The organism is Nonomuraea sp. KM90 (genome assembly GCF_052246675.1).
GTDB lineage: Bacteria > Actinomycetota > Actinomycetes > Streptosporangiales > Streptosporangiaceae > Nonomuraea.
In genome coordinates this window covers 1-25,386 of the sequence record NZ_JBQQCB010000048.1, presented here as the reverse complement: position 1 = coordinate 25,386, position 25,386 = coordinate 1, and the positions used below count along the sequence as shown (strand labels likewise).

Genomic DNA, 25,386 nt, shown 5'->3' with positions numbered 1-25,386 from the left:
AAAACGTTCTCATAGAAGGAGAAGGGCCATGCCGACAAGATCCAGTGGCCTGGCGGCGCTCTGCCTGGCCGGCGTGCTGCTGGCGGCCTCCGCCTGCGGCGGCGGCTCGTCCGGCGGCGGGGACGGCACCGTCGAACTGCGCTTCGGCTGGTGGGGCAACAACGACCGGGCGGCCGCCACGCAGCGCGTCATCGACGCCTTCCAGGCCAAGAACCCCGGCATCAAGGTCAAGGGCTCGTTCACCGACTTCAACTCCTACTTCGACCGCCTGGCCACCGAGGTGGCCGGCGGGCGCGCGCCCGACGTCATCACGCTCGGCGGCGCCTACCCCCGCGAGTACGGCGACCGCGGCGCCCTGCTCGACCTGGCCAAGGTCGGGCTGAAGACCGACAGGATCGGCGCGGCGGCCCTGGACAACGGCAAGTTCGGCGGCGTCCAGTACGGCGTGCCCACCGGCGTGAACGCCATCGCCGTGGTCGTCAACGAGGCCGTGTTCGACAAGGCCGGGGTGCCGCTGCCCGAGGAGGACACCTGGACCTGGGACGACTTCAAGCGCATCGCCAAGGAGCTGGCCGGGAAGGTGCCCGAGGGCACGTTCGCGCTGGCCGACCCCACCAGGACCGACATGCTGGACGTGTACTCGCGCCAGCGCGGCGAGGCCCTCTACACCGCCGACGGCAAGGTCGGCATCAGCGACAGAACCCTGGTGGACTGGTGGACCATGACGCTGGAGCTGCAGAGCGCCGGGGCGACCCCGCCGGCCTCGCAGACCGCCGAGCTGATCACCCAGCCCGCGCCCGAGCAGTCGCTGATGGGCCGGGGCCAGGCCGCGATGCAGTTCGACTGGAGCAACCAGCTCAGCGCCCTGAGCAAGGCCGCCGGGCAGCCGCTGCGGCTGATGCGGGTGCCGGGTGAGAGCGGCGCCGCCCAGCCCGGCATGTGGCTGCAGGCGTCGCAGATCTACAGCATCAACGCCAAGTCCGAGCACCCGCAGGAGGCGGCCAAGTTCGTGGACTTCCTGGTCAACAGCCCGGAGGCGGGGAAGATCATCCTGGCCGACCGGGGCATCCCGGCCAACTCCGACGTCCGCACGGCCGTCCAGGGCGTGCTCGGCGAGCCGGAGAAGGCGCAGGCCGCGTTCATCGACGCGCTCACGCCGAAGGCCGGGCCGCCGCTGGTGATCGGGCCGGCCGGGTCCACCGACACGCCCAAGATCCTGGACCGGGTCAACGCCGAGGTGCTGTTCGGCCGCGAGCAGCCCGCCGCCGCGGCGGCGGACTTCATCCAGCAGGTCGGGACGGCGATCAAGCAGTGATCGACCGCCGCGAGCTGGCCGGGCGGCACGCCGTCGAGGTGACCGGGATCCTGCCCGAGTCGCCGCTGTCGGTGGGCAACGGGGAGCTCTGCTTCACGGTGGACGTCACCGGGCTGCAGACCTTCCCGGCCTCCTACCCGGTCGAGGACCGCTCCGGCACCGGGCCGGGGACGCTGCTGGCCACCATGGCGTCATGGGGCTGGCACAGCGTCCCCGGCTCGTACGGGCTGGCCGAGACCATGCGCACCTACAGGACGCCGCGCGGGCCGGTGCCGTACGTGGACATGCGCGGCGACCTGAGCGGCTCCGCCGAGGCGCCCGCCTCGGCCGCCGAGTCGTGGCTGCGCGCCAACCCGCACCGGCTGGACCTGGGGCGGATCGGGCTGGCCCGGCCCGGCGCCGCCCCGCTGTCGCCCGCCGACCTGAGCGGGGCCCGCCAGCGGCTCGACCTGTGGACCGGCACGCTGACCAGCCGCTTCCGGCTGCGCGGCACGCCCTACCGGGTCGTCACCGCCTGCCACCCCGAGCGGGACGTCCTGGCCGTGCGGATCGAGTCGCCCGGCCTGACCGAGGACGGGGTGCGGCTGGCGTTCCCATACGGGTCGCAGGCGTGGGGGAACGCGGCCGACTGGTCGCGGCCGGAGGCGCACACGTCGGAGCTGCGGGCTTCGGCGGGCGGGTTCACGGTGGCGCGGGTGCTGGACGGGACCGCCTACGACGTGGCGGTGGCCGTGACCGGCGGGGGCGAGGTGGCGCGGTGCGGGCCGCACGAGTTCCTCATCACCTTCCGCGAGCCGGTCGCCGAGCTGGTGATCGGGTTCGACGCGCGCGGGGCCGGGCGGCTGCCGGAGTTCGGGGAGGTGATGGCGGCGTCCGGACGGCACTGGGCCCGGTTCTGGAGCACGGGCGGCGCGGTCGACCTGTCCGGCAGCCGCGACGAGCGGGCCCCGGAGCTGGAGCGGCGGATCGTGCTGTCGCAGTACCTCACGGCGATCCACTGCGCCGGGTCCACCCCGCCGGCCGAGACCGGGCTGATGGCCAACAGCTGGCGCGGCCGCTTCCACCTGGAGATGCACTGGTGGCACGCGGCCCACTTCCCGCTCTGGGGCCGGCCCGGGCTGCTGGAGCGCAGCCTCGGCTGGTACGCCGCCGTCCTGCCCCGCGCCCGCGAGACCGCCGCCGCGCAGGGCTGCCCCGGGGCGCGCTGGCCCAAGCAGGTGGGCCCGGACGGGCGGGAGAGCCCGAGCCCGATCGGGCCGTTCCTGCTCTGGCAGCAGCCGCACCCGATCTTCCTGGCCGAGCTGGTCCGCCGCGCCGTCGGCACCCGGCGGGCGCTGGCCCGGTACGCGGACCTCGTGCTCGACACGGCCGCGTTCATGGCGGCGTTCGCGGTCGAGGGGCCCGGCGGGTACGGGCTGGGGCCGCCGCTGGTGCCGGCCCAGGAGTCGTACGCGGACGTGCGGGCGAGCGCGGCCAACCCGACGTTCGAGCTGGCGTACTGGTCGTGGGCCCTGGAGGTGGCGCAGCGCTGGCGGCGGCTGATGGGGCTGGGCCCCGACCCGCACTGGGCCGAGGTGGCCGCCGGGATGTCCGCGCCCCGCGTGCGCGGCGGGGTGTACGCGGCGATGGACGCGCCGCCGTACACCGTGCGCGACGACCACCCCTCCATGCTGTACGCGCTCGGCTTCGTCCCCCAGACCCGCCTCATCGACGCCGGCACGATGCGCGCCACGCTCGCCGACGTGCTGGCCACCTGGGACTGGGAGACGACGTGGGGCTGGGACCACCCGGCGATCGCCATGACCGCCACCAGGCTGGGCGATCCGGCCACCGCCGTGGAGGCGCTGCTGCGGCCCGTGGCCAAGAACGCGTACCTGCCGAACGGCCACAACCGGCAGAGCGCCACCCTGCCCGTCTACCTGCCGGGCAACGGCGGCCTGCTGGCGGCGGTCGCCCTCATGGCCAGGGGCTGGGACGGCGGCCCGCCCTCACCCGGCTTCCCCGCCTCCTGGGCGGTCCGGCACGAGGGGCTGCTCCGCCTGCCCTAACCGGCGTGCCACTCCAGCTCCTCCCGCTTGGCCAGGAACTCCTCGGCCACCGGCCACTCCAGCGGCAGCGGCATCGGGTACGTCGTGCGGATCCGCGCCAGCTCCCGGTGCGCCCGCACGAGCCCGGCGAAGTCACGCGGGTAGGCGTCGGTGTCGACCCCGGTGAACACCCCGAGCTTGCGGCCCCGCGCCAGCAGCGCGCGCCAGTCGTCGATCCCCGCCAGCCCGACCGAGTCCACGCCGTGCGAGAACAGGATGAGCCTGATCTCGTCGAACGGGTCCACGTCGTCGAGGTAGGACATCGCGTGCGCGTGCGACTGATCGGTGTTGAACACCATCCAGTACGGCACCGACCCGCTGCGCAGCGTCCACCACGGCTCCAGCAGCAGGAAGCACTCCACCAGCAGCCGGTCGCCGGGCAGCCCGCGGGTCCGGTACCAGCTCCGGTACAGGTCCGCCACGACCGGGCTCAGGTCCTCGGGCTCGCCGAACCGCATGCGGACCAGCTGCCACCGGTTCCGCTCCGCCAGCTCCGTCAGGTCGCCGAGCAGCTCCGGCTGGAACCCCCACTCCGCCTCCGGGTGCTCGCCGTCCGCCTCCGGGTAGTCCCACGCGGACCGCCCGGCGCCGTACCGGGCGAGGTAGCCGGCCACGCGCGGGCCGCCGTGCTCGTACTCCTCGCGGGTCGCGCCGCCGAGCGCGCCGTGCTGGAAGAGGTGGCGCGGGCCCACCTCCGTGGCCGGCCAGCGCAGCCCGCAGTCCACCACCACCAGCGTCGCGCCGGGCGGCAGCGACTCCTCCAGGAACCGCCGGTACGCCTCGGCCAGACGCCGCCACTTCACCCGGAAGTACGTCATGCCCGCGATCATCAGGCGGTCCTGGTTGGCGTCGTGCATGTGGTGCAGCACCAGGTCGGGGTTCGCGTCCAGCAGCGCCCGCCCGGCGCCCTGGGTCACCCGCAGGTCGCCGCGCGGGTCGTCGGGGCGGACGCCGCGGCGGCGTACCGGCAGCAGCAGCGTCTGCGGCAGCCACGGCGCGCGCAGCGCCGCGGCCAGGTGGACCAGGGCGCCGTTGGACGAGCCGACGAAGGCCACCGGGTACGGGCGGCGCGGGTAGTGCCCGGTCACCCACCCCGCCAGCTCCTCGGAGCGGATCTCGGGGACGCGGCGCATCGGCACGGCCTCGGCCCAGCCGCTCACGGCGTACGCCCGCTCCTTGGCCTTGCGCGGCAGCCGCCCCGCCCCGCCGAGCAGCGCGGCCGCCACCGGCTCCAGCGCCGCCGGGCCCTGGCCGAGCAGCGGCACGTCCTTGTCGTGCAGGAACCGCGATAGCGCCCGCAACATGCCGGTCGCCGAGTCGAACGACGCCACCGCCTTGCCCGGCCTCACGCGGCCACCTCCTCCAGGAACGCCGCGACCTCGCGGGCCAGCCCCCGGGGATCGCGGTACGGGACCATGTGCGGAAGGCCGTCCATGACGACCAGCCGCCCCCTGGGCAGCAGCCGCGTGACCTCCTCGGCCCACGCCTGGCTCACCATCCGGTCCTTGCCGCCCCGCACCACCAGGACGGGCTCGGCGACGTGCGGCAGCTTGTCCTCGATCCGGTCGCGCATCGAGGCGCCGAAGCTGGCCAGCACCCGGCGCGGCCCGGCGTCGAGGTAGTCGGCGACGTTCAGCGGTGCCATGCGCGGGCTCTCGCCTACCGAGTTGCGCAGCCACTGGCCCACGACCCGGACGGGCGTGCGCGCGTGCGGGTCGACGGTCGGGCCCGTCAGCACCAGCGCGCCGGCCAGGCCCGGGTGGCGGGCCGCCAGGTCCACGACGACCTGGCAGCCGAAGGACCCGCCGAGCAGGCACGGCCGCTCCAGCCCGGTCACGGCCAGCCAGTCGGCCACCGCGTCGGCGAGCGTCTCCAGGGTGAGGGGCTCGGCGGGCTTCTCGCTGCGGCCGAACCCGGGCAGGTCGAGACTCCAGGCGTCGTGCGTGGCGCCCAGCACGCGGACGAACGGCAGCAGCTCCCGGCTGGACACCCCCGCGCCGTGCACGCACACGACCGCCGGGCCCGGGCCGTGGCCGCGCCAGCTGGTCACCCTCATGCCCAGCGCGCTGTGGACTCGCTGTTCGAGCGGCACGCCTCTCCTCTCTCAGGGGGCTGCCCACCTACCCGAACCGTGATCGCGCGAACGTCCGCTCAGTCGACCGGCGACGGAGGCGGCGTCCCGAGCGCCGCCAGCTCGGCCCAGAACCCGTCCGGGATCACGGTGTCCACCAGGCCGTCCAGCTCCTCCAGCCGCCGCACCGAGGTGATCCCGACCACCGTGGAGTGGATGCGCGGCTCGGCCAGGGAGAAGTGCAGGGCGGCCGCCGCCAGGCCGATCCGCCATCGCTCGCACAGCTCCCGCACCCGCTCGACGTGCCGGCCGAACTCGGGCGAGATCGGCCGGTAGCCGTAGGTGCCGGCGTGGCGCGGCGAGCCGGACAGGATGCCGCCGCCGAAGGGCGCGGCGTTGAAGACCGTCATGTCCCGGTCCGTGGCGAGCCGCAGGATGTCCTCCGCGCGCCGGTCCACCAGGGTGTAGCGGTTGTGGGTGAGGACCGCGTCGAACGCGTCCGTACGGATGTAGTCCTGCACCATGGTGCCCCACCCGCCGGCCGCGATGCCGATCGCGCCGACGAGCCCCTGCTCGCGCAGCGACACCAGGGCCGGAACCGCGCCGCCGGGCGCCATCGCCTCCCGCACCGTGATCGTCATCGGGTCGTGCAGGTGGTAGATCGGCAGGGTCTCGACGCCGAGCCGGGAGATCGTCTCCTCGAAGGAGCGCATGACCCGGTCACCGTCGAACACCCCCGTGTCCGGGTCCCGGTCCGCCTTGGAGAAGATCGTCACCCCCTGCGCCTCGCCGGATGCCTTCCTGAGCGCCTGCCCGATCAGCGTCTCGCTGCGGCCCTCCGCGTACTCGTTGGAGGTGTCGAGCTGCCGGAACCGGCCGGACAGCAGCGCGTCCGCCAACTCGTCGTCGCCGGGCCGGCGGCCGAGCCCCGACGTGCCGAGGGTCACCGCCCGCAACGGGCCTTCCGCTCCGGGCACCCGACGCCCCTGCTGCTCCGGCAACTGTCCGCCTCTCACCGCGATCGTCTGATTTCGCGGCACGATCATCGCATGTGCCGTGACGTCACAGGGTGAGCTGGTAGCGGCGCCGGGTCTGCCACTCCACCGTCAGCACGGTCGCGTCGTCCTGGAGCCGGCCGCGCTGGTGCTCCAGGATGGCCTGGATCAGCCGCCGCAGCGTCTCCGGGGCCGACATCCCGTCCGCCTCGCGCCGGATGACGAAGTCGATGAACCGCTCCAGCCCGAACAGCTCGCCGTCCGGGCTCTGCGCCTCGATCATGCCGTCGGTGTAGAACAGCAGCCGGTCGCCGGGCTGGAGCTGGTAGCGGAGCATGCCCGTGGACGCGTCCAGGCCGAAGCCCATCGGCGGGTCGGGGACGCTGTCGAGGGTCGCGACCAGCCGGCCCTCCCGGATCAGCAGCGGCGGGTGGTGCCCCCGGTTGACCCAGGTCAGCACCCCGCTGCGCAGGTCCAGCTCGGCCAGGATGCCCGTGGCGAACCGGCCGGTGAACTCCGCCTTGATCGCCGCGTCGATGGCCTCGCCGGTCGCGCGCAGGTCCATCTCGTGCCGGCGGCAGTTCCGGCCGGCGCCCATGGCGACGGACGCGGTCAGCCCGGCGGAGGTGTCGTGCCCCATGGCGTCGAAGACGGACAGGAAGAGGGTGTGGCCGTCGAGGGCGTAGTCGAAGGCGTCGCCGCCCATCTCGTACGCGGGCTCCAGGGCGGCGCTGATCACCACGTCGTCGTTGGCGAACGTGCCCGGGGGCAGCAGGTTCCACAGCACCTCGGCCGACAGGGTCAGGGGGCGGGCGCGTACCAGCCGGGCGTGGGAGTCGCTGTGCGGCCGCTTGCTGATCACCATCAGCGCCACCAGCGACGCGAGATCCTTGGCCCGCTGCTCGAGCAGCGCCCCGTCCCGGGACGCCGCGTCCTGGGGCACGGTCAGGCCGAGCACGCCGACCCGCTCCGTGCCGTCCAGCAGCGGCAGCCACAACCGCCGCACCGCTCCCTCGGGGTCGCCGACGGCACGGGTGCGGACGATCTCGACCACGCGGAAGGCGCGGCCCGGCATGGTGCCGTCGATCCGGATGGTGTCGAGCGGCTCGCCGTCCGCGCCGCGCTGGCCCGGCAGCGGCACGAGGAGCAGTTGCTGCAGGTCGGTCACGTAGATCGCGAGGTCGGAGAAGCCGACCAGCCGCGCGTGCTCGGCCGCCCGGGGCGGCAGGTCCTCCATCGCGGCCAGGTGCATGGTCTGCAGCAGACCGCTGAGGGCGCGTTCACCAGCGTCCCGGACGTCGTCACCGCTCACGGTTTCACCTCCACACAGCCCCTTACCCACTGCACCGCCCACCGGCCCGCGCACAGGCCGGTAAGGTGCCGGCATGGTGCGGCGCAAGGGGGCGTATCGGCGGCTGGCCGGGGGAGCGGGCCTGCACACCGGGGGTGTGCTGCGGGTGGGTGACGGGGCCGAGCTGGACGGCTGGGACCAGCTGGACGCGGTCCTCGCCCGGCTCCCCGAAACGCCCGGCAGCTCGATGGCGGGCGGCTAGGGACGAGCGAAGCGGCCCAGGAGCGTGGCGGCGGTGGCGAAGGCGGCGACCACGTCGGCGGCGGTGCGCTGCCGCTCCACCAGGCCCACCGCCTGGCCCGCGTAGACGTAGGCGGTGTCGAAGTCACCCTCCACGCGGGCCGACTCCAGCTCGGCCCGCGCCGCCTCGTCCGCGGCCAGCTCCTCCTCGTGCCCGTTCCACCGGTCGAAGAACGCGTTGCGCAGCGCCCGCCCGCCGAACTCCGGAGGCCAGGCCAGGTGCTGCGCGACGTCGAAGACCCGCCCGTACGCGGTGCCCGTCTCCCCGGTGGCCAGCACCCGCTCCCGGCCCGCCTCGGACAGCATCGTCTCGGCGCACCCCAGGAACGCCGTCCCGGCCCAGCCGCCCTCCGCCCCGGCGGCCAGCACGGCGGCCAGACCGCGGGCCGTGGCGATGCCGCCCGCGGCCAGCACCGGCACGCTCACCGCGTCCAGCACGCCCTGCAGCAGCGGCAGCGTGGCCACCTCGTTGCGCCCGTGCCCGCCGCCCTCCGCGCCACGGGCCACCACCACGTCCGCCCCGGCCCGCTCGGCCGCCCGCGCCTCCTCGGTGGTGCCCGCCTGGACGGCCACGACGATCCCGGCCCGCCGCAGCGGCTCGACGTAGCCGGCGAAGTCGCCGAAGCTCACCGAGGCCAGCGCGGGCCGGGCCTCCAGCACCGCGTCGAGCTGGCCGGGGTTGTCGCGCAGCGCCCAGGCCATCAGCCCGATGCCGTACGGGCGCCCGCTCGCGGCGGCGACGGCGGCCTGCTGGGAGATCCACGAGGCCGGCGCCTTCGGGGGCGCCCCGATCACGCCCAGCCCGCCCGCCGCGGACACCGCCGCGGCCAGCCGCCCGTCACCCACCCCCGCCATCGGCGCCCCGACCAACGGCACCTCCACCCCGAAACGGTCGGTCAGCCAGGTCCGCACCATCGTCCTCCCATTCGTCCGCGACAGGTACCGTCGCCTGCCGCTCCGCGGGGCCAGGCTAGTGGAAGCGCCGACCCGGTCGGCCCCGCCGGAGTGCGGGTCGGGACGCGTGCGGTCAGCGCCGGGTGAGCGTGCCCAGGCGGCCGGCGACGGCGGCCACCGCGCCCAGCACCCGGTCCACCTGCGCGCCGGTGTGGGCGGCGGTGACGCTCAGCCGGATCAGCGCCTTGCCCTCGGGCACGCCCGGCGGCAGCATGACGTTGCCGAAGACCCCCTCGTCCAGCAGCCCGGCCCAGAACCGGCTGCACTCCAGGGCGTCTCCCACCTGCAGCGACACGGTGGGGGTGCCACCCGGCGGGATGGCGAAACCGAGCGCGACCAGGCCCGAGCGCAGGCGTTCGGCGGCGGTCAGGGCCGCCCGGCGGCGTTCGGGCTCCGTACGGATGATGTGGAGGGCGGCCAGCGCCGCCGCGGTGCAGGCCGGCGGCAGCGAGGCCGAGAACAACGCGGCCCGCGCGCTGTGCCGCAGGTAGTCGATGACGTGCCGGGGCCCGGCGACGGCTCCGCCGAGCGTGCCGAAGCACTTGGAGAAGGTGACCGTCTGCACGTCCACGGCCGGCTGCAGGCCGTAGTGCTCGGCGGCGCCCCGCCCGCCGGCGCCCAGCAGGCCCGCGTCGTGCGCGCTGTCGATGACGACCCGGGCTCCGTGCCGGGCCGCGAGCTTGGCGATGCCCGGCAGGTCGCACAGGTCGCCGCCGACCGAGAACATGCCCTCGGTGAGCACGAGCACCCCGTCGTCCGGGCCGGCGGCCTCCAGCAGCGCGCCGAGCTGGGCCATGTCGTTGTGCCGGAAGCGCCGCAGCCGCGCCTGGCCGAGCCGGGCGGCGTCGAGGAGCGAGGCGTGGATGTGCCGGTCGGCCAGCAGGACGTCGCGCGGCCCGAACAACGCGCCGAGGGACAGGTTGGCCTGGTAGCCGGTGGAGACCACCATCGCCGCCTCGTGGCCGAGGAACTCCGCCAGCTCCTGCTCCAGGCGCTGGTGCAGGACCAGCGTGCCGTTGAGCACCCGCGAGCCGGAGTTGCCCGCGCCGAACCGGCGCAGCGCGTCCGCGCCGGCCTCCTTCAGCCGCGGGTCGTCCGACAGCGCCAGGTAGTCGTTGGAGCCGGCCATCAGCACGCGGCGGCCGCCCACCACCACCTCCCCGCCGCCCGGCCGCTCCTCGACCGGCAGGTAGAAGGGGTAGACGCCCGGCGCTACCAGCCCCGCTATCTCCTGCGGGACCCGGCATTTGCTGAACGGGTCCGGCACGGCCCGGCATTCACTTTCCGGCTCTGTCCGAAGCATTCCGGCGACTCACTCCGCATCGGGTGATCGTAGCTGACAGTGACTGTCGGTAATAGTATAGTAATCGCCGCTGGTCTGGACCGAGCATGAGCGCGCCCAGCGGCGCGCGGCGCTCGAGCCCCGGCTCAGCCCCGATGCACGACAGCGACAGCCGACAAGGACGTACGCATGACCGAGGAACAGATCTTCCACCAGCTCCGCGCCATCTGCGCCAAGATCCTCTCGGTGGATCCGGCACTCATCACCCCGGAGACGGACCTGCGCGAGGAGCTGGAGGCCGACAGCCTCGACATGGCCGAGCTGGCCGCGGCGAGCGAGGACCGCTTCAAGCTGGTCGTCGACCTCGACACCGCCAAGCAGGCGCGCACCCTGGCCGACGTGACAGCCCTGGTCCACGCCGGGGCCCAGGCCGGCTGATGCGCGGGCGGGTCCGCGTCGCCGTCACCGGCCTGGGCGTGCGCACCCCGGCCGGCAACGATCTCCGGACGTTCTGGAGCACCCTGGTCGCCGGGCGCTCCACCGCGCGTACGATCACCTCCTTCGACCCCGCCGGCCTGCCGGTCGACTTCGCCTGCCAGGTGCCCGGCTTCGACACCTCCCCCTACGTCACGGGCAAGCAGGCGCGCCGGATGGACCGCGCGACGCTGCTGGCCGTGTGCGCGGCCGACGACGCGCTGGCCGACGCCGGTGAGCCGGCGGTCCTGCCCGAGCGGCGCGCGGTCGTGACCGGCACCGCGCTGGGCGGCAACGAGACCACCGAGGCCGCCCTGCTCGGCGACGACGGGCAGCCGGGCGCGCTCTACATCCCGAGGAAGATGCCCAACGCGTCGGCCGCGTTCGTCAGCATGCGCCACCAGATCCTCGGCCCCAGCCTGACCGTCTCGACGGCCTGCGCCTCCGGCGGCCACACGATCGGGGAGGGGCTGCGCCTGCTCAGGGACGGGTCGGCCGACCTGGTGGTGGCCGGGGGCACCGAGGCGTGCGTCTCGCCGGCCGTCCTGCTCGCCTTCCACCGCTGCGGCGCGCTGTCGCAGCGGGTGGCCGAGCCGGAGCGGGCCTCGCGGCCCTTCGACGCCGACCGCGACGGCTTCGTGCTGGCCGAGGGCGCCGCGTTCGTCGTGCTCGAACGCCTCGAGGACGCCGTACGCCGGGGCGCCCGCGTCTACGCCGAGCTGGCGGGCTACGGCCGCACCTCCGACGCCCACCACCTGACCTCGCCCGATCCCAAGGGCGACGGGGCCGAACGGTGCGTCCGCCAGGCGCTGGCCGACGCGGGCGTGGAGCCGGGGGACGTGGCGCACGTGAACGCCCACGGCAGCGGCACCCCGCTCAACGACGTCACCGAGGCTCAGGTGATCGCCCGGCTGTTCGGCCCCGGCCAGGTGCCGGTCACCTCGACCAAGAGCGTGGTCGGCCACGCGATCGGCGCCGCGGGCGCGATCGAGGCCGTGGCGGGCGTGCTGACGCTGCACGAGCGCCTGATCCACCCCACGATCAACCTCGACGCGCAGGATCCCGAGTGCGAGATCGACGTGGTACGCCGGCCGCGCCCGCTCGCGCCCGGTGCCGTCGTGTCCAACTCGTTCGCCTTCGGGGGCCACAATGCGAGTCTCGTCTTCGTCCCGTCCGGCACCTAGCGGGCGGGCCCCGGCGGCCGAACCGGTCCGGGGGCGCCGCCGGCTGCGGGAGTTCGTCGAGCTGCCGTACACGCTGCACGGCCGCGACCCCTGCTTCGTGCCCCCGCTGCGGGGCGACTGCCGGCGGCTGCTGGACCGGCGGCGCAACCCCTTCTTCGCCTACGGCGACGTCGAGCTGTTCACCGTACGCCGGGGCGGGCGGGTGGCAGGTCGGGTGGCCGCCGTGGACAACCCGCGCCACAACGACGTCCACGGGGCGCGCGACGGGTTCTTCGGCCAGTTCGCCTGCGCCGACGACCCCTCGGTCGCGCGCGAGCTGCTGGACGCCGCCGGCCGGTGGCTGCGCGGGCGCGGGCTGCGGACCATGCTGGGGCCGGTCAACTTCACCACGAACGAGGAGTGCGGGGTGCTCGTGGACGGGTTCGGCACGCCGCCGAGCGTGATGATGCCGTACAACCCCGCCTACTATCCGGGGCTGCTGGAGTCGTGCGGGCTGGCGAAGGCGAAGGACCTGTGGGCGTGGGAGGGGGGTCACGGGGCGCCGGGGGAGCGGCTGGCCCGGATCGCGCGGCACGCCGAGCGGAGCCACCAGCTCACCGTACGATCCCTCGACCCGGGCGACTTCCACGCCGACATGATGCGGGTCAAGCACGTCTTCGACCGCGCGTGGCAGGGCAACTGGGGCTTCACCCCGATGACGGACGCCGAGTTCACCGCCGTCGCGGGCCGGCTGCGCGCGGTCATGGAACCCGGGCTCGTCCAGCTCGCCGAGGTCGCGGGCGAGCCGGTCGCGGTCGCCCTCGCGCTGCCCGACCTCAACCAGGCCCTGCCCGCCGCCCGGGGCCGCCTGACCCGCTTCGGCCTGCCGATCGGGCTGGTCCGCCTGTCCCTGGCCGCGCGCCGGATCGACCGGGTCCGAGGCGTCCTGTTCGGTGTCGTCCCGCACCTGTCCGGCCGCGGCATCGAGACCGCCCTCTTCGCCCGGGGGCAGGAGGCGGTCAGGGCGGCTGGGTACGACGGCGGGATGGAGCACGGGTGGACGCTGGAGGACAACTCGGCCGTGAACCGCTACCTGGAGAGCGCCGGCTGCACCCACAGCAAGACGTACCGCATCTACGGCCGCGACCTGTGACGCCCGCGCAGCCGCGCGGGGCGGACTCGCGGCAGGAGGACGCGCGCGGGGCGGGCTCGCGGCACGGCCTGTCGTGGCAGGACGCGTCGGCGGCGTGGGCGGGCGGGCGGCGTTACCTGGTCACCGGGGCCACCGGCTTCGTCGGGGGGCGGCTGACGCGGATGATCCTCGCGCGTGGCGGCCGGGTCACCGCGCTCGCCCGCCCGTCCCCGCGCGCGCGGGCGCTGCGCGAGCTGGGCGTCGAGGTGGTCGACGGGGACCTGGCCACCGGCCGGGGCATCCCGGAGGCGCTGGAGGGAGCCGACCGGGTGATCCACCTGGCCGCCGCGCTCAGGGCGCGCACCGCCGCCGAGTTCTGGGCGCTCAACCGCGACGGCGTCGCCCACCTGGTCCGCGCGCTCGCCACCAGACCCCGCCCGCCGCGCCTGGTGCTCTGCTCCTCCCTGGCCGCCGGCCCGGCGATCTCCCTGTACGGGGCCAGCAAGCGGGCGGGCGAGCAGGTCGCCAGGGAGCACGCCCACCAGGTGCCCTCGGTCATCCTGCGCCCCGCCATCGTCTACGGCCCGGGGGAGGCCGCGCTGCTGCCTGCCCTCCTGCCCATGGTCCGGCTCGGCGTGGTCGTCAAGGCGGGCTACGGCCGCCGCCGCTACGGCATGGTCTACGTCGACGACCTGTGCACCGCGCTGCTCGCCGCCGCCGACCACGGCCCCGCCCTGCATCCGGACGATCCACGGCGGGGCACGTACCCGATCAGCGACGGCCACGCCTATCACTGGGCCGACATCTGCCGCGCCCTCGCCCGGGCGGCCGGCTGCCGCGACCCCCTGCTGCTGCCGCTGCCGGTGCCGGTCGTGGGGGCCGTGGCCGCCCTGGCCGAGCTGGCCGCGGGGACCGTCCCGCCGCTCAACCGGGACAAGGCCCGCGAGATGCGCCGCGCCGACTGGACCTGCGCGCCGGACGACGCCGTACGCGAGCTGGGCTTCGCCCCCGCCACCACGCTCAGGCAGGGATTCGAGGCCGCTCTGGCTGCTCTGGCCGCACCGCGTACCGCTTCGTGACGGCGTGCGCGGCCAGCGCCACCGCCAGGCCGGCGATGACGTCGGAGAAGTAGTGATACCAGTCGTAGACGACGGCGACCGTCAGCCCGGCGGTCAGCACGCACAGGAGGAGGCGGACGTTCGCCGGGACGAACCGGCGCAGGCACAACAGGGTGATCCAGGCGCCCGCCACGTGCGGCGACGGGAAGCAGGCGCCGGGCGGGTCGAAGGTCGCCATGATGTGGTTCTGCAGGGCGGTGATCGCGTAGCCGGAGGGCCGGTGGGCGGCGTACAGCTCCGGCGCCGCCAGGGCCGGGCCGGCCAGCGGGACGAGGACGAACCCGGCGTAGCAGGTCAGCAGCGCGGTGAGCGCGGCGAACAGGTAGCGCTCGGCCAGCTGCCGGCGGCCTCGCGCGTAGAGGATCACCGGGAGCAGGAAGCAGGCGTAGTAGGAGAAATAGCAGAAGGTCAGCAGCTCCGTCAGCGGTGGGTTGGCCAGGACGCTGATCGCGGCGTTCGGCGAGATCCCGAACGCCGCCTGCTCCCAGGCCTGCACGGCGTCGTCGACGAAGCGGCCGTGCAGGACGGGGGCGGTGCGGGCGGCGGCGGAGTACGCGAACGGGAGCACGAGGAGCGGCCCGGCGAACCGGATGCGCGACACCGCCCTGACGCCCGGCAGGCGGCGCTCCGCGTGGGCGAGGCCGATCAGGAACAGGGCGGCGAGCGCGTATCCCGCGAGCAGGGCCGGGCCGCCGGCCAGGCGGTCCAGGGAAACGGCCGCGATGAGCGCCATGAGCCCGAAATAGCCCAACAACAGCACTTCAACCGGTCGAATTTCCACAATTAGCCCCCCGACTTCCGGTGATTTTCGCTGGAGGTCAAATATATCGGCGGCTCGCCGGACGGGAATTGCTTCACTCGGTGTACGCCGGAAGATAACCTGGCCGACCGTGAATGGCGAATTCGCCGCCGGTGCGATACCCCTGACTTTCGGCGACCATTATGTGATCCGGCTCGGCGCGGGTGCGGTGCACGACTCCCGCATGCACTACGGCATCGCCGTACGCCGTCCGGGGCCCCCGCCGGATCCCGCGCAGCTGTGCGCGGACGTCGCCGAGAAGGTGCGCGTACGGGCGCCGGCGCTGGCCTACCGGCTGGCCGGGCGGGGACGGCGGGCACGCTGGGAGCCGGATCCCGCGTTCGATCCCGCCCACCACGTCGAGTTCCATCGGCTGCCCCCCGGGATCGGCGTCCACCAGGCGGTGATGGACGCCCTGCGGGTCCGGCCGCTCACCCCGAACCGTCCGCTGTGGAGCCTGATGGTGCTGGACGGGGACGACGAGGGGGCCGGACATGTGCTCTGCTACCGGGCGCATCACGTCTTCCAGGACGGCATGGGTATCGCCGGTGCCGCCCGTGTCCTGCTGGGGACGTAGACGCTGCCGCCGCCCGAGGCGGGCGGGACGTACTGGAGGTCGCCGGGACCGGCCCGTCGCGCGCTGGCCGACCTGGGCCGGCTGGGGGCCGCCTCGCCCCGCTGGTTCACCGCCCGCGCTGGTGGGGGGCAGGACCTCCAGTTGCAGGTGACCACCCTGGACAGCGCCCCGTTCCACGACATCGCCCGCGCCACCGGCGCCAGCCTCGCCCAGATCGGCATCGCCCTCGTCGCCGGCGCCTTGCGCGCCTGGAACCCCACCGCCTGGCCCCCCGACCTCCGGCCGGACTTCGGCCCCGGTGGCGGGCTGTACGGGGTGCGGGGCGGGGAGGGGCACGACCGCGCGCCGGACGGCGGCGATCCCGGCCGCACGCAGAACCCGCCCGACGGTGCCGGGTCACGGGGCGGAGGCGATGGTGGCGTGTGGAGCGATGGTGACCGGTTGCGGGGCGGGGGCGACAGCGGCGGTGTATGGGGCGTCGGTCGCGGGGGGCGCGGCGGGAGCGACGGTGGCGGGCGTTGGTGGAAGGGGCGGGGGCGGGAGTTGGTGGTGGCGCTGCCGGTCGGGTTGTGCGGGCATCGGCAGCACACCGCGCTGGGCAACCACACCGGGCTCCTGCCCATCGCCATGCCCTGCGACGAGCCCTCGACCATGGCCCGGCTGGAGCGGGTGACCGAGCAGACGACGCTCAGGCGGATCGGGCACGCGCGGCAGGCCGCCCGCCGGCTCTACGGCCTGCCCGCCGCAGTCGCGGTGCCGATGTTGCGGCTGCTGTCGCCGCTGTTCAGGAAGGACGAGCCCAGGAGGCTCAGCGTGACCGCGATCCCGCTGCCCAAGGAGCTCGCGGCCCCGGGCGAGGTGTTCGCGGTGCCCGGCCTGGCGCCGGGGCTGGCCGGGATGGTGGTGATCATGCCTGTCGGCGGCACGGTGTCGTTCTCGGCGGTGTTCGATCCCCGGGTGTCGCGGTCCGGGGAGCTGCTCGGGCTCCTGGGGCAGGAGCTGAAGGAGCTGCACGCGCTGGCCACCAGATGAGCCGCCCCATGTGGTGGGCGAGCGCGGGCACCAGGAACGACCGTACGACGACGGTGTCGATGACCACCCCGATCGCCACCAGCAGCCCGAGCTGCACGACCGGCACCAGCGGCAGCACGGTCAGCACGAAGAACGCCGCCGCCAGCACGACCCCTGCCGCCGTGATCACCCCGCCGGTCGCCCGCAGCGCGTGCAGGGTGGCCTCGCGGGTGTCCAGCCGCAGGGACTCCTCCCGCACCCGGGCCATCAGGAAGATGTTGTAGTCGATGCCGAAGGCGATGAGGAAGACGAACGCGTACAGGGCGAAGGACGCGTCCATGACGGGATAACCCAGGAACTGGGTGAACAGCGCCGAGCAGAGCCCGAGCGTGGCCGCGAACGACAGCACCACCGTGCCGATCAGCAGCAGCGGCGCCACCAGCGAGCGCAGCAGGACGATCAGGATCAGCCCCACGACCAGCAGGATCAGCGGCACCACGAGGAAGGCGTCGTCGAGGGCGGCGGTCCTGATGTCGAGGAGTTCGCTGGTGAACCCCGCCGAGCAGCGCCGCCCCACCGGCGACGGCGCGCACGGACGTGCGCAGGTCCTCCACCAGGCGCCGGGCCTCCGGCGTGTTCGGCTCAGCGGCCAGCACCACGTCGAAGGTACGCCATGGCGCGGGCGGCCCCCGGCGCACCGACACGACCCCCTCCGCCTGGCGCACCGCCCGCCCCACGACGGCGCTCTGGTCCTGCCGGGCCAGGACCACCACGGGGGCGCTGGCCGGGTAGTGGCGCCGCAGCGCGTCGTAGCCGGCCACGGAGTCGGTGCGCATGGTGAACAGGGCCGACGGCGGGATGCCCGAGGCGTCGAGCGTGGTCAGCCCCATGCACAGCATGGTCAGGAGCAGCGCCGAGCCCGCCCAGGCGAGCCGGGGCCGCTGGCCGACGAAGCCCGCGACCCCCTGCCACAGCCCGTCGCGGGGCACCTGGCCGGGACGCGGCGTGTTCGGCCAGAAGGCCCGCCGCCCGCCCAGGAGCATGAGCGCGGGCAGCAGGGTCACCATCACCACCATCGTGATCACGATGCCGACGGCGGCCGCCGCGCCGATCGAGCGCAGCGCGTGCGTGTCGGCGACCACGAGGCAGCCGACGCCGCCCGCCACCGTCAGCGCCGAGGCCACGACCGTGCGGATGCCTCCGGACAGCGCCTCCTTCAGCGCCGCCCCCGGATCGGCCGTCACGCGCAGCCGTTCCCGGAAGCGGGCGACGAGCAGGAGCGCGTAGTCCGTGGCCACCCCGAACACCAGCACGGTGAAGATCTCGGGCGTGGCGGCGCGCAGCGTCATCAGCCCGGCCCGCGCCAGCGCGTAGACCGCCGCCGCCGAGGCGAGGTAGGCCACCACCACGGCGAGCATGGGGATCATCCACAGGACGGGGCTGCGGTAGACGGCGAGCAGGACCAGGAACACCACGGCCACGCTCAGCGCCAGGAGCGTGCCGTCGACGCGGCGGAAGGAGTCGACGTAGTCGGCGGCCGCCCCGCCGGCGCCGCTCACGTGGCTGACCAGCCCCGGCGGGCTGCCCTCCGCGGCGATCTGGCGCAGCCGCTCGACCAGGGGGCTGACGAGCACGCCAGGTTTGCCGGACAGCAGCACCGTCACCTGGAGCGCGCGCCCGTCGGCGCTGGGGACCGGCGCCGACGCGGTGCCGAGCACGTCGGGAACGGTGGCGAACTGCCGCAGGTCGTGCCGGGCCGCCGCGAGGTCGCCCGGCTGGAGCGGCCCGGGCCGCTCGTAGATCACGAGGGCGGGAACCACCCGGCCGGACTGCTGGGCCAGCAGGTCGAGCACGCGGGCCGACTCGGCGTCCCTGGCCAGCATGGAGGTGCCGCTGGTGACCCGGACGTCGTCGAGGGGGCCGCTGGCGAGAACGGCCGCCACGGCGATGGCCACCCAGGCGAACACCACGCCGGCCGCGATTTTCCGCGCAACCGCCATTCGCAACAAACCCGACAATTCCCCGCCCACCTTCCGGCCTTGAAAGTGAAGATGCCGGCCGGCACATAGACCCTAAATTCCCGCTCCCGGTTAAACAACTTCATGCAGGAGTCTTATATCTGGGTCATGGGTGGATCAATTGGGAAAATGCGCGTTTATGCGTTCGGGGAAATCCGGTGGAGCGCGGTCGTCAGAGCTTCCGGCCCACCGCGCCGTACGCCCCCGCCTCCTCCGCCGACCGGGTCACCGGCTCGTCCGGACGCCAGTCGAACACCGGCACCAGGCCGGGCTCCTCCAGCTCGTACCCCTCGAAGAACCGCATGACCTGCTCCGCGGTGCGCGGGGTGAAGGCCAGGGCGTCGCTGTTGTACGCGTCGGCGCTGGCCCCCACCTGCTTGGGTGCGAAGTCGGCGGTGACGTGCGAGACGGCCAGGTAGCTGCCGGGCGCCAGGGCGGAGGTGAACCGGCCGACCAGGCCGAAGGGGTCCTCGTGGTCCTTGATGAACATCAGCGTGCCCACGATGATCAGCCCGACCGGCCGGTCGAGGTCGAGGGTGCCGCGCAGGTCGGGGTGGCCGAGGATGGAGTCCGGGTCGCGCAGGTCGGCCTCGATGTACGCGGTGCGCCCCTCGGGGTTGCTCCGCAGCAGCGCGCGGGCGTGGATCATCACGATGGGGTCGTTGTCGACGTACACCACCCGCGCGGCCGGGTTCGCGGCCTGGGCGACCTCGTGCGTGTTGCCCTGGGTGGGGATGCCGGTCCCGAGATCGAGGAACTGGGTGACGCCCTGGGTGGCGAGGTGGCGCACGGCCCGGCCGAGGAAGGCCCGGTTGTCCTGCGCCCCCTGCACGACGCCGGGCGCGGCCTGCGCCGTCGCCTCCGCCACGGCTCGGTCGGCGGCGAAGTTGTCCTTGCCGCCGAGCCAGTAGTCGTAGACGCGCGCGGAATGGGGGACCGACGTGTCGATCCGCGGGTGGGGGTGCGCCTCGGTCATGCGGGACCTCCGGAGACAAGGGTGGGGGACGATCATATGACGTGAAAGATCACGCCGTACCGATCCTTTTCGCGGCGCGGTCCCCTCCTACTGGCCGGAAAGCCGAGACGGCGGGGGGAATCCGGGCGGGCGGGCCGTTCAGCAGCATGGTCCCCGTGCTGATCGACTCCCCGGTGGCCGCGCGGGGGCGCTTCCGGGGCAAGGTCGTGCTGATCACCGGCGCGACCTCGGGCATCGGCCGGGCGGCCGCGGTCGCGTTCGCCGGGGAGGGCGCCAGGGTGGGGTTCTGCGGCCGGCGCGAGCAGCTCGGCGAGGAGGTCGAGGCGGAGATCCGCCGCTCCGGCGGGGAGGCGGTCTACGTCAGGGCGGAGGTACGCGTGGAGAGCCAGGTCAAGGCGTTCGTAGACCGGGTCGCCTCCCGGTACGGCCGCCTCGACGTCGCCTTCGACAACGCCGGGATCGGCGGCTCGGCCGAGCCGCACGCGATCACGCTGGAATCGTCTGCACCGCCTCGTCGGCCGCCGAGCAGGCCCGCCCGAACGGCGCCGCGTACGCCGCCGGCAAGCGCGCGGTGCAGGGGATCGTCAAGTCGGCGGCCCTGGCGTACGGCACCCGCGGGATCCGGGTCAACGCCATCCTGCCGGGCACCACCGACACCCCCTTCGTCCGGCCCCCGGGGCTGACGGACGAGATGTGGGCGCGGTACCGGGACGCCTGGGGGCCGCTCACGTGGACGGCATGGAGCGCATGGCCACGGCGGGGGAGATCGCCCGGGCGGTGCTGGGGCCGGCCTCGGACGACTTCCCGTACCAGACCGGCGCCTCGGTCGCGGTGGACGGCGGCGCCACCGCCGGCCGGAAGATGATCTCTCCTCCGATGGGCTCCTGAACGGCCCCCGTCACTTCACCCGCAGATCGGCGAAGAGGGCGCGGTGGTCGGAGCCCGGCACGTCGAACACCTGCACGTCCACCGCCCCGGCCCGCGCGTCCGTCAGCACGTGGTCGATGGTCACCAGCGGCGGCAGCGCGCGGCCCTGCGGCCAGGTGGGGTTCAGGCCCTGACCGGTGGAGGCCGCGGCGTCGGTGTAGCCGGTGTCCAGCAGCCGCCGGAACACCGCGTGGTCGAGGGTCGCGTTGAAGTCGCCCGCCAGGATCCGCGGCGGTCCCGAGGCGGGCGCGGGCGGCAGGGCGGCGACCCCGGCCGCCCACTCCGGCACCGTCGAGGGCACCGGCGCGACCGGGTGCACGACCACCACCTCCACGGCCGAGCCGCCGGGCAGCGACACCTCGGCCACCGGCATGTGGTGCCCGACCGGCTGGAACAGGCCGGTCCGCTCGCGCAGGGGGTGGCGGGCGTACAGGCCGCTGCCCTCCGGGCCGCGGAAGTCGGCCCGGCCCATCCGGTACGGCAGCAGCGCCTCGAGCCCGGCCGCCGCCAGCCGGTCGCGGGCGGAGTACGTCAGCTCCTGGATGCTCAGGACGTCCACGTTCAACCGGCGTACCAGGTCGACGATCACCGTCGCGTCCCCGCGCCCGCCGTTCAGGTTGGCGGTCAGCACCCGCAGCGGACGACCCCCGGCCGGGACCTCGCTCCCGCCGACCGCCCGCGGCACCACGAGCCAGGCGAGACAGGCGCACACCGCGACCATGACCGCGATCGCGGCCCGGCTCCGCGCGGCGACCGCGACCCCCAGCCCGGCCAGTGCCGCGAGCGCGAAGTAAGGGGTGAAGGAGACCATCGGCACCAGGAACGCCCCGGCCTCCAGCCCACCGGCCCGCACGGCCGTCCCCGCCGCGAACAGCACCGCCAGCCCGGCGGCCAGCCGTACCCGCCACACCCGGCGGGGCCGCACCCGCCGCTCCGTCTCCACGTCATCTCGCATCAACACAGCCGCCCACGGTAAGCGGCCATTCTTAACGCCACATGAGGATCGGCCCCTCGTGCCCGATCGATTCGCGGAAGTGAGCGGAGGCGAGCGGAGGTGAGCGGAGGCGACACGTGCCGGCCCGGGCCGGCTTCACGAGACCGGCCGACTTCACGAGACCGGCAGGCCTACGAGACGGGCCGACTCCATGCGACGGGCGGGTTTCCCGCGACCGGCTGCATCGCCCCGCCCCCTCACCGGCACGGCGGACCACGACCAGAGGGCCTACGCCGAGCGCTGACAGCGCCGCGAGTCCGGCGCGAGCCTCGCGGCCGACGCGGACACCTCGCTGTACGCCGGCATCGCGGTGTGGGTGTGGAAGTGGCTGGGCATCACCCTGATCTACCGGCTCGCCGCGCCGCAGACGATCCCGCAGGGCGTGCACGAGGCCGCGATGATCGACGGCGCGGGCGCCTGGGCGGAGTTCGGGCACGTGAGGATGCCGCTGCTGGTCCCGTTCCTGGTGATCATCACGCTGATCGACACCGTGGCCGCGTTCAACGTCTTCGACCTGATGCGGACCCTCACCGGCGGGGGCCCGTGTGCAGCGCGAGTTCGTCGACAGCATCGCGGGAGCGGTGCAGCAATGACCAGAACGGAGTCTTCCTGACATGCCTGTCCCCAGTCCCGAGGCGCTCGTCACCATCGACACCCGCCGTCCCGCCGGTCGCGTCGACGACGACATCTACGGGCACTTCCTGGAGTCGGCGTTCTTCGGCAACATCGAGGGCGGGGTGTTCGACGAGGGCTCGCCCCTGTCCGTCACCGATCCGGGGCCGCTGCACGGCGTGCGCGCCGACGTGCTGGAGCTCTGCCGCGAGCTCGGGCCCGGCCCGATCCGCTGGCCGGGCGGCAACTTCACCTCGGCCTACCACTGGGAGGACGGCATCGGGCCGCGCGAGTCCCGGCCCAGCCGGCTGGAGCTGGCCTGGGGCGGGCAGGAGTCCAACCGGTTCGGCACCGACGAGTTCCTGGCCTGGTGCGAGGCGGTGGGCGCGGAGCCGTATCTGGTGCACTCCGCCCGGGACGTCGACGAGGCGGTGCGCTGGATCGAGTACACCAACGCCGCCAGGCACACCACGCTCACCGCCCGCCGCGCGAAGAACGGCCGGGCCGAGCCGTGGAACGTGCGCTACTGGGGTGTCGGCAACGAGGTCTACGGCCCCTGGCAGATGGGCCACCGCACGGCCGAGGAGTATGCCGCCGCGGCCCGCGAGCACGCCCTGTTCATGCGCCTGGTCGACCCCGGGATCCGGCTGGTCGGGGTCGGCATCCCGTGGCGGCAGGAGGAGTGGACGCGCCCGCTGCTCAAGCGCGCGGGCTCGCTGCTCGACCACCTGTCCCTGCACCTGTACGGGGCCGGCACCCACCTGTGGACCGGCGACGACTACGACGCCGTCGTGGCCCAGTCGCTCTACTTCGAGCGCGAGATCCACACCTACTCCCAGCTCGTCACCGCGGTGGCCGCCGACGCCGGCCTCGACCGCCCGCCCGCGCTCGCGCTGGACGAGTGGACGATGCGCCACCTGGAGCCGGAGGCGTGGCCGCAGCCGCTGCCCGGCGACGACGGCGGCGTCGCCCCGCGCGAGACCCCCGAGGTGGAGGGGCCCGGCAAGGTCCGGGTGAACCGGTGGAGCCCCAGGACGGTCGCCGACGCGCTCTTCTGCGCCGGGGTGTTCCACGCCGTCCACCGCACCGCCGGCCTGCCCGCGCCGGTCGCCATGGCCAACCCGGTGAACCTGGTGAACGCCAACGGCCTGGTCGTCGCCCGCCCCGGCGGCGCCCTGCGGTCGGCCATCTACCACGTGTGGCATCTCTACCGCCACCACACCGGCCGCACCGTGCTGCCCTGCGAGGTGGAGGGGCCCGCGCGGACCGCCGCGGTCCGGCTCGGGGACAACCGCGGCCCGGACGGCCGGCTGCTCACCGCGCCCATGACCGTCCCCTACCTGGACGTGTCGGCCACCCGCGCCGACGACGGCTCGGTCCGGGTCGCGGTGGTGAACCGGCACCGCGACGCGGCCCTGCAGCTGCGGATCGTGCTCGACGGCGCCGCGGCGAACACGCCCGCGACCGCCCGCGTCCGCAGCCTGGGCGCCGACGTGCCCGGCCTCGGCGCGGTCAACACGCTCGGCGCGCCGGACACGATCGCCGTACGTGACCTGGGAGACGTCGAGGCGAGCGGCGGGGCCTGGACCGTCGCCCCGCACTCGGTGATCGTGCTGGCCCTCTGAGATCGGGAAGACCGTGACCGACCACCCCCGCCCCCAGCTGGTCCGCCCGCGCGCCGCGTTCTCACGACCCACCGGCCGCCCGCGCGCGTCCTCACCGACCGACCGGCCGGCCGCCCGTGCGCGGCGTCGCCCCTGCTCGGCGAGCCTGCCCGGCCGGGGCCGGCCGGTGGTGCTGTCGGAGATCGGTGGGCTCGGCCTGCGGCCCGAGGCGGAGGAGGGGTGGCGCGGGGTACCGGCACCGAGCAGGAGACCGACGGGCTGCTGACCGCCGCGCGGTCGGGGAGGGGCACTCCTGGCGGGAACGGAACCGAGACGCCCGCGGTGAGAGGCACGCGGCCCGCCCCCGGTCTACCGTGACGCGTGCCCGGCCGCCCTGCCGCTCCCCGGAGGTCCGCGATGGCCCGCGTCCCGCTCTCCGCGCAGGACCCGGCCCGCGTCGGGGCCTACTGGCTGGCCGGACGGCTGGGCTCCGGCCGGCAGGGCGACGTGTACGAGGGCTACGACGAGGCCGGCCACCGGGTGGCGGTCACGGTGCTGCGCGAGGGCGGCTTCCCCGGCGGGCCGGCCCGGCGGGAGGTGGCGGCCGTACGCAGGGTGGCCTCCTTCTGCACGGCCCGGGTGCTGGACTGCGACCTGGACGCCGAGCGGCCGTACATCGTCAGCGAGTTCGTGGCCGGGCCGACGCTGCGGGCGGTGGTGGCGGAGCACGGCCCGCTGGCGGGCGACGACCTGCGCCGGCTGGCCACCGGCACGGCCACCGCCGTGACCGCCATCCACGCCGCCGGCGCCGTGCACCGGGACCTCAGGCCGGACAACGTCCTGCTCGGCCCGGACGGCCCCCGGGTCGTCGGCTTCGGCGCGGCCCGGATCCTGGCCTTCACTGGCACCTCCTCGCACGACCTGCCGGGCACCGCGCACTACCTGGCGCCGGAGCTGTTCGGCGGCGGGTGCGCGGGCCCGGAGGCCGACGTGTACGCCTGGGCCGCGATCATCCTGTTCGCCGCCACCGGCCTCCCGCCCCATCCGGGCGGCGACGCGGCGGCGGCGATCCACCGAGCCCCGCACGCCGTCCCCGGCCTGACCGCACTGCCGGAAGTCCTGCGCCGGCCGGTGGCCGCCGCCCTGTCGAAGAACCCGGCGAACCGCCCCACCGCCGAGGCCCTCCTCCTGCGCCTGCTCACCCCACCTGCCGGCACCGTCTCCGCTGGAGACGCCGCCCCGGCAGGCGGTTCCGGCTCGACGGGCGGCGGCGGGCACAGCGGCGGGCACAGCGGCGGGCACAGCGGCGGGCCCGGCCGGGGGCTCGGCCGCGGCGGCGAGCACGCCGGTGGCGACTTCCTGGGCGAGGGCGACGAGCTCACCCTGGAGGAGCTGCTGGTCCGGGGCGAGGAGCGGGCCCGGGGGCTGCGGGTGCCGGCGGGCCTGGCCGGGCCGCCCGCGCTGGGGGACGCCGCGGAGGCCGCGTACCGCAAGCTCTCCGCCGGGGAGCGGGAGCGGGTGCCGGCCACGTTCCTCAGGCTGATCGGCGAGGACGGTCGCAGCCCGCGCCGTGCCGAGCCCGGCGAGCCGCCCGAGCCGGTCCCGCCCCTCGGCGGGTTCCTGGACGCGGGACTGCTGGCGGAGGACGACGACGGCGGGCTGACGCTGGCGAGCGCGGCCGTGATC

24 protein-coding genes and 2 pseudogenes are annotated in these 25,386 nt (G+C 74.8%); 15 read left to right on the top strand and 11 right to left on the bottom strand.

What is annotated here, in order from left to right; translation table 11 throughout:
• Window positions 1–28 precede the first annotated feature (28 nt).
• Entirely contained in the window at window positions 29–1,315 is a 1,287-nt protein-coding gene (locus tag ACTWPW_RS34955) for an ABC transporter substrate-binding protein (RefSeq protein WP_375112200.1), read from the top strand.
• Window positions 1,312–3,363 carry a hypothetical protein gene (locus ACTWPW_RS34950; RefSeq protein WP_443171140.1) on the top strand — a complete coding sequence of 684 codons (2,052 nt, stop codon included), beginning with the start codon at window positions 1,312–1,314 and terminating at the stop codon, window positions 3,361–3,363. Before ACTWPW_RS34955 ends, ACTWPW_RS34950 begins: the two co-directional genes overlap by 4 nt.
• On the opposite strand, the gene ACTWPW_RS34945 is transcribed toward ACTWPW_RS34950, so the two are convergent.
• The 4 genes from ACTWPW_RS34945 to ACTWPW_RS34930 all read right to left on the bottom strand — a co-directional run bounded on the left by ACTWPW_RS34945 (window position 3,360) and on the right by ACTWPW_RS34930 (window position 7,780).
• The gene (locus ACTWPW_RS34945; protein ID WP_443171139.1) at window positions 3,360–4,751 is read right to left on the bottom strand and encodes a hypothetical protein; all 1,392 of its coding nucleotides are present in this window, start codon (window positions 4,749–4,751) and stop codon (window positions 3,360–3,362) included. The two genes, ACTWPW_RS34950 and ACTWPW_RS34945, sit on opposite strands and share 4 nt — an antisense overlap.
• Window positions 4,748–5,494 (bottom strand): alpha/beta fold hydrolase, encoded by a 747-nt coding sequence (locus tag ACTWPW_RS34940; RefSeq protein WP_443171138.1) that lies wholly within the window; start codon window positions 5,492–5,494, stop codon window positions 4,748–4,750. The genes ACTWPW_RS34945 and ACTWPW_RS34940 overlap by 4 nt, the downstream gene beginning before the upstream one ends.
• 59 nt (window positions 5,495–5,553) lie before the next feature.
• On the bottom strand, window positions 5,554–6,450 hold the full coding sequence (locus tag ACTWPW_RS34935) for an aldo/keto reductase (RefSeq protein ID WP_443171137.1): 897 nt from the start codon (window positions 6,448–6,450) through the stop codon (window positions 5,554–5,556).
• A gap of 85 nt (window positions 6,451–6,535) precedes the next feature.
• A complete protein-coding gene (locus ACTWPW_RS34930) occupies window positions 6,536–7,780 on the bottom strand; it encodes a PP2C family protein-serine/threonine phosphatase (RefSeq protein WP_375112205.1) in 1,245 nt (414 codons plus the stop codon).
• Between the two features lie 73 nt (window positions 7,781–7,853).
• On the opposite strand from ACTWPW_RS34930, the gene ACTWPW_RS34925 reads away from it, so the two are divergent.
• On the top strand, window positions 7,854–8,021 hold the full coding sequence (locus ACTWPW_RS34925; protein WP_443171136.1) for a hypothetical protein: 168 nt from the start codon (window positions 7,854–7,856) through the stop codon (window positions 8,019–8,021).
• Here ACTWPW_RS34925 and ACTWPW_RS34920 read toward each other — a convergent pair.
• Together ACTWPW_RS34920 and ACTWPW_RS34915 are read right to left on the bottom strand one after the other, a co-directional pair.
• On the bottom strand, window positions 8,018–8,974 hold the full coding sequence (locus tag ACTWPW_RS34920) for an NAD(P)H-dependent flavin oxidoreductase (RefSeq protein WP_375112206.1): 957 nt from the start codon (window positions 8,972–8,974) through the stop codon (window positions 8,018–8,020). The two genes, ACTWPW_RS34925 and ACTWPW_RS34920, sit on opposite strands and share 4 nt — an antisense overlap.
• A 112-nt stretch (window positions 8,975–9,086) precedes the next feature.
• Window positions 9,087–10,280: an aminotransferase class I/II-fold pyridoxal phosphate-dependent enzyme gene (locus ACTWPW_RS34915; protein WP_443171135.1), complete on the bottom strand. Its 1,194-nt coding sequence runs from the start codon at window positions 10,278–10,280 to the stop codon at window positions 9,087–9,089.
• A gap of 204 nt (window positions 10,281–10,484) precedes the next feature.
• On the opposite strand from ACTWPW_RS34915, the gene ACTWPW_RS34910 reads away from it, so the two are divergent.
• Genes ACTWPW_RS34910 through ACTWPW_RS34895 form a run of 4 tightly spaced genes read left to right on the top strand, consistent with a single transcriptional unit; the run spans window position 10,485 to window position 14,143 of the window.
• Window positions 10,485–10,733 carry an acyl carrier protein gene (locus ACTWPW_RS34910; RefSeq protein WP_375112208.1) on the top strand — a complete coding sequence of 83 codons (249 nt, stop codon included), beginning with the start codon at window positions 10,485–10,487 and terminating at the stop codon, window positions 10,731–10,733.
• Window positions 10,733–11,953, top strand: a complete 1,221-nt coding sequence (locus ACTWPW_RS34905) for a beta-ketoacyl-[acyl-carrier-protein] synthase family protein (RefSeq protein WP_443171134.1) — start codon at window positions 10,733–10,735, stop codon at window positions 11,951–11,953. Before ACTWPW_RS34910 ends, ACTWPW_RS34905 begins: the two co-directional genes overlap by 1 nt.
• Window positions 11,919–13,085, top strand: coding sequence for a hypothetical protein (locus tag ACTWPW_RS34900; RefSeq protein ID WP_443171133.1), 1,167 nt, complete (start codon window positions 11,919–11,921; stop codon window positions 13,083–13,085). Before ACTWPW_RS34905 ends, ACTWPW_RS34900 begins: the two co-directional genes overlap by 35 nt.
• Entirely contained in the window at window positions 13,082–14,143 is a 1,062-nt protein-coding gene (locus tag ACTWPW_RS34895; RefSeq protein WP_443171132.1) for an NAD-dependent epimerase/dehydratase family protein, read from the top strand. Before ACTWPW_RS34900 ends, ACTWPW_RS34895 begins: the two co-directional genes overlap by 4 nt.
• Here ACTWPW_RS34895 and ACTWPW_RS34890 read toward each other — a convergent pair.
• Entirely contained in the window at window positions 14,085–14,915 is an 831-nt protein-coding gene (locus tag ACTWPW_RS34890) for a phosphatase PAP2 family protein (protein ID WP_443171131.1), read from the bottom strand. The genes ACTWPW_RS34895 and ACTWPW_RS34890 overlap by 59 nt on opposite strands.
• Window positions 14,916–15,072: 157 nt before the next feature.
• Between ACTWPW_RS34890 and ACTWPW_RS34885 the strand changes: the two genes are divergently transcribed.
• A complete protein-coding gene (locus ACTWPW_RS34885; protein WP_443171130.1) occupies window positions 15,073–15,558 on the top strand; it encodes a wax ester/triacylglycerol synthase domain-containing protein in 486 nt (161 codons plus the stop codon).
• Window positions 15,559–16,465: 907 nt separating this feature from the next.
• Here the strand turns inward: ACTWPW_RS34885 and ACTWPW_RS34880 are convergent.
• Complete coding sequence (locus ACTWPW_RS34880) at window positions 16,466–17,146, bottom strand: MMPL family transporter (RefSeq protein WP_443171129.1); 681 nt, start codon at window positions 17,144–17,146, stop codon at window positions 16,466–16,468.
• A 20-nt stretch (window positions 17,147–17,166) separates the two neighbouring features.
• Between ACTWPW_RS34880 and ACTWPW_RS34875 the strand changes: the two genes are divergently transcribed.
• Both ACTWPW_RS34875 and ACTWPW_RS34870 read left to right on the top strand, forming a co-directional pair.
• Window positions 17,167–17,361, top strand: a complete 195-nt coding sequence (locus ACTWPW_RS34875; protein ID WP_443171128.1) for a hypothetical protein — start codon at window positions 17,167–17,169, stop codon at window positions 17,359–17,361.
• Between the two features lie 42 nt (window positions 17,362–17,403).
• Window positions 17,404–17,856, top strand: a complete 453-nt coding sequence (locus ACTWPW_RS34870; protein WP_443171127.1) for a hypothetical protein — start codon at window positions 17,404–17,406, stop codon at window positions 17,854–17,856.
• A gap of 299 nt (window positions 17,857–18,155) precedes the next feature.
• Here the strand turns inward: ACTWPW_RS34870 and ACTWPW_RS34865 are convergent.
• Together ACTWPW_RS34865 and ACTWPW_RS34860 are read right to left on the bottom strand one after the other, a co-directional pair.
• Window positions 18,156–18,452: pseudogene (locus ACTWPW_RS34865) on the bottom strand (hypothetical protein); the annotation flags it as partial.
• Between the two features lie 307 nt (window positions 18,453–18,759).
• Entirely contained in the window at window positions 18,760–19,563 is an 804-nt protein-coding gene (locus tag ACTWPW_RS34860) for an SAM-dependent methyltransferase (RefSeq protein ID WP_443171126.1), read from the bottom strand.
• Between the two features lie 146 nt (window positions 19,564–19,709).
• On the opposite strand from ACTWPW_RS34860, the pseudogene ACTWPW_RS34855 reads away from it, so the two are divergent.
• Together ACTWPW_RS34855 and ACTWPW_RS34850 are read left to right on the top strand one after the other, a co-directional pair.
• A pseudogene (locus tag ACTWPW_RS34855) lies at window positions 19,710–20,243 on the top strand (SDR family NAD(P)-dependent oxidoreductase); the annotation flags it as partial.
• Between the two features lie 13 nt (window positions 20,244–20,256).
• Window positions 20,257–20,451, top strand: a complete 195-nt coding sequence (locus ACTWPW_RS34850; protein WP_443171172.1) for a hypothetical protein — start codon at window positions 20,257–20,259, stop codon at window positions 20,449–20,451.
• A gap of 10 nt (window positions 20,452–20,461) precedes the next feature.
• On the opposite strand, the gene ACTWPW_RS34845 is transcribed toward ACTWPW_RS34850, so the two are convergent.
• Window positions 20,462–21,445, bottom strand: a complete 984-nt coding sequence (locus tag ACTWPW_RS34845; protein ID WP_443171169.1) for an endonuclease/exonuclease/phosphatase family protein — start codon at window positions 21,443–21,445, stop codon at window positions 20,462–20,464.
• Window positions 21,446–21,776: 331 nt separating this feature from the next.
• On the opposite strand from ACTWPW_RS34845, the gene ACTWPW_RS34840 reads away from it, so the two are divergent.
• The 3 genes from ACTWPW_RS34840 to ACTWPW_RS34830 form a co-directional block, all read left to right on the top strand.
• Entirely contained in the window at window positions 21,777–22,097 is a 321-nt protein-coding gene (locus ACTWPW_RS34840; protein ID WP_443171168.1) for a carbohydrate ABC transporter permease, read from the top strand.
• Between the two features lies 1 nt (window position 22,098).
• The gene (locus ACTWPW_RS34835; protein WP_443171125.1) at window positions 22,099–23,721 is read left to right on the top strand and encodes an alpha-L-arabinofuranosidase C-terminal domain-containing protein; all 1,623 of its coding nucleotides are present in this window, start codon (window positions 22,099–22,101) and stop codon (window positions 23,719–23,721) included.
• 396 nt (window positions 23,722–24,117) lie between these two features.
• On the top strand, window positions 24,118–25,386 hold a 1,269-nt coding region (locus ACTWPW_RS34830), incomplete at its 3' end, for a serine/threonine-protein kinase (protein WP_443171124.1).

Bases quoted from the DNA above. Each gene is read 5' to 3' on its own strand.
- ACTWPW_RS34955 (WP_375112200.1), top strand. From the start codon at position 29: ATGCCGACAAGATCCAGTGGCCTGGCGGCGCTCTGCCTGGCCGGCGTG.
- ACTWPW_RS34925 (WP_443171136.1), top strand. From the start codon at position 7,854: ATGGTGCGGCGCAAGGGGGCGTATCGGCGGCTGGCCGGGGGAGCGGGC.
- ACTWPW_RS34920 (WP_375112206.1), bottom strand. From the start codon at position 8,974: ATGGTGCGGACCTGGCTGACCGACCGTTTCGGGGTGGAGGTGCCGTTG.
- ACTWPW_RS34910 (WP_375112208.1), top strand. From the start codon at position 10,485: ATGACCGAGGAACAGATCTTCCACCAGCTCCGCGCCATCTGCGCCAAG.
- ACTWPW_RS34905 (WP_443171134.1), top strand. From the start codon at position 10,733: ATGCGCGGGCGGGTCCGCGTCGCCGTCACCGGCCTGGGCGTGCGCACC.
- ACTWPW_RS34900 (WP_443171133.1), top strand. From the start codon at position 11,919: ATGCGAGTCTCGTCTTCGTCCCGTCCGGCACCTAGCGGGCGGGCCCCG.
- ACTWPW_RS34890 (WP_443171131.1), bottom strand. From the start codon at position 14,915: ATGGCGCTCATCGCGGCCGTTTCCCTGGACCGCCTGGCCGGCGGCCCG.
- ACTWPW_RS34870 (WP_443171127.1), top strand. From the start codon at position 17,404: ATGGTGAACAGGGCCGACGGCGGGATGCCCGAGGCGTCGAGCGTGGTC.
- ACTWPW_RS34860 (WP_443171126.1), bottom strand. From the start codon at position 19,563: ATGACCGAGGCGCACCCCCACCCGCGGATCGACACGTCGGTCCCCCAT.
- ACTWPW_RS34845 (WP_443171169.1), bottom strand. From the start codon at position 21,445: ATGCGAGATGACGTGGAGACGGAGCGGCGGGTGCGGCCCCGCCGGGTG.
- ACTWPW_RS34835 (WP_443171125.1), top strand. From the start codon at position 22,099: ATGCCTGTCCCCAGTCCCGAGGCGCTCGTCACCATCGACACCCGCCGT.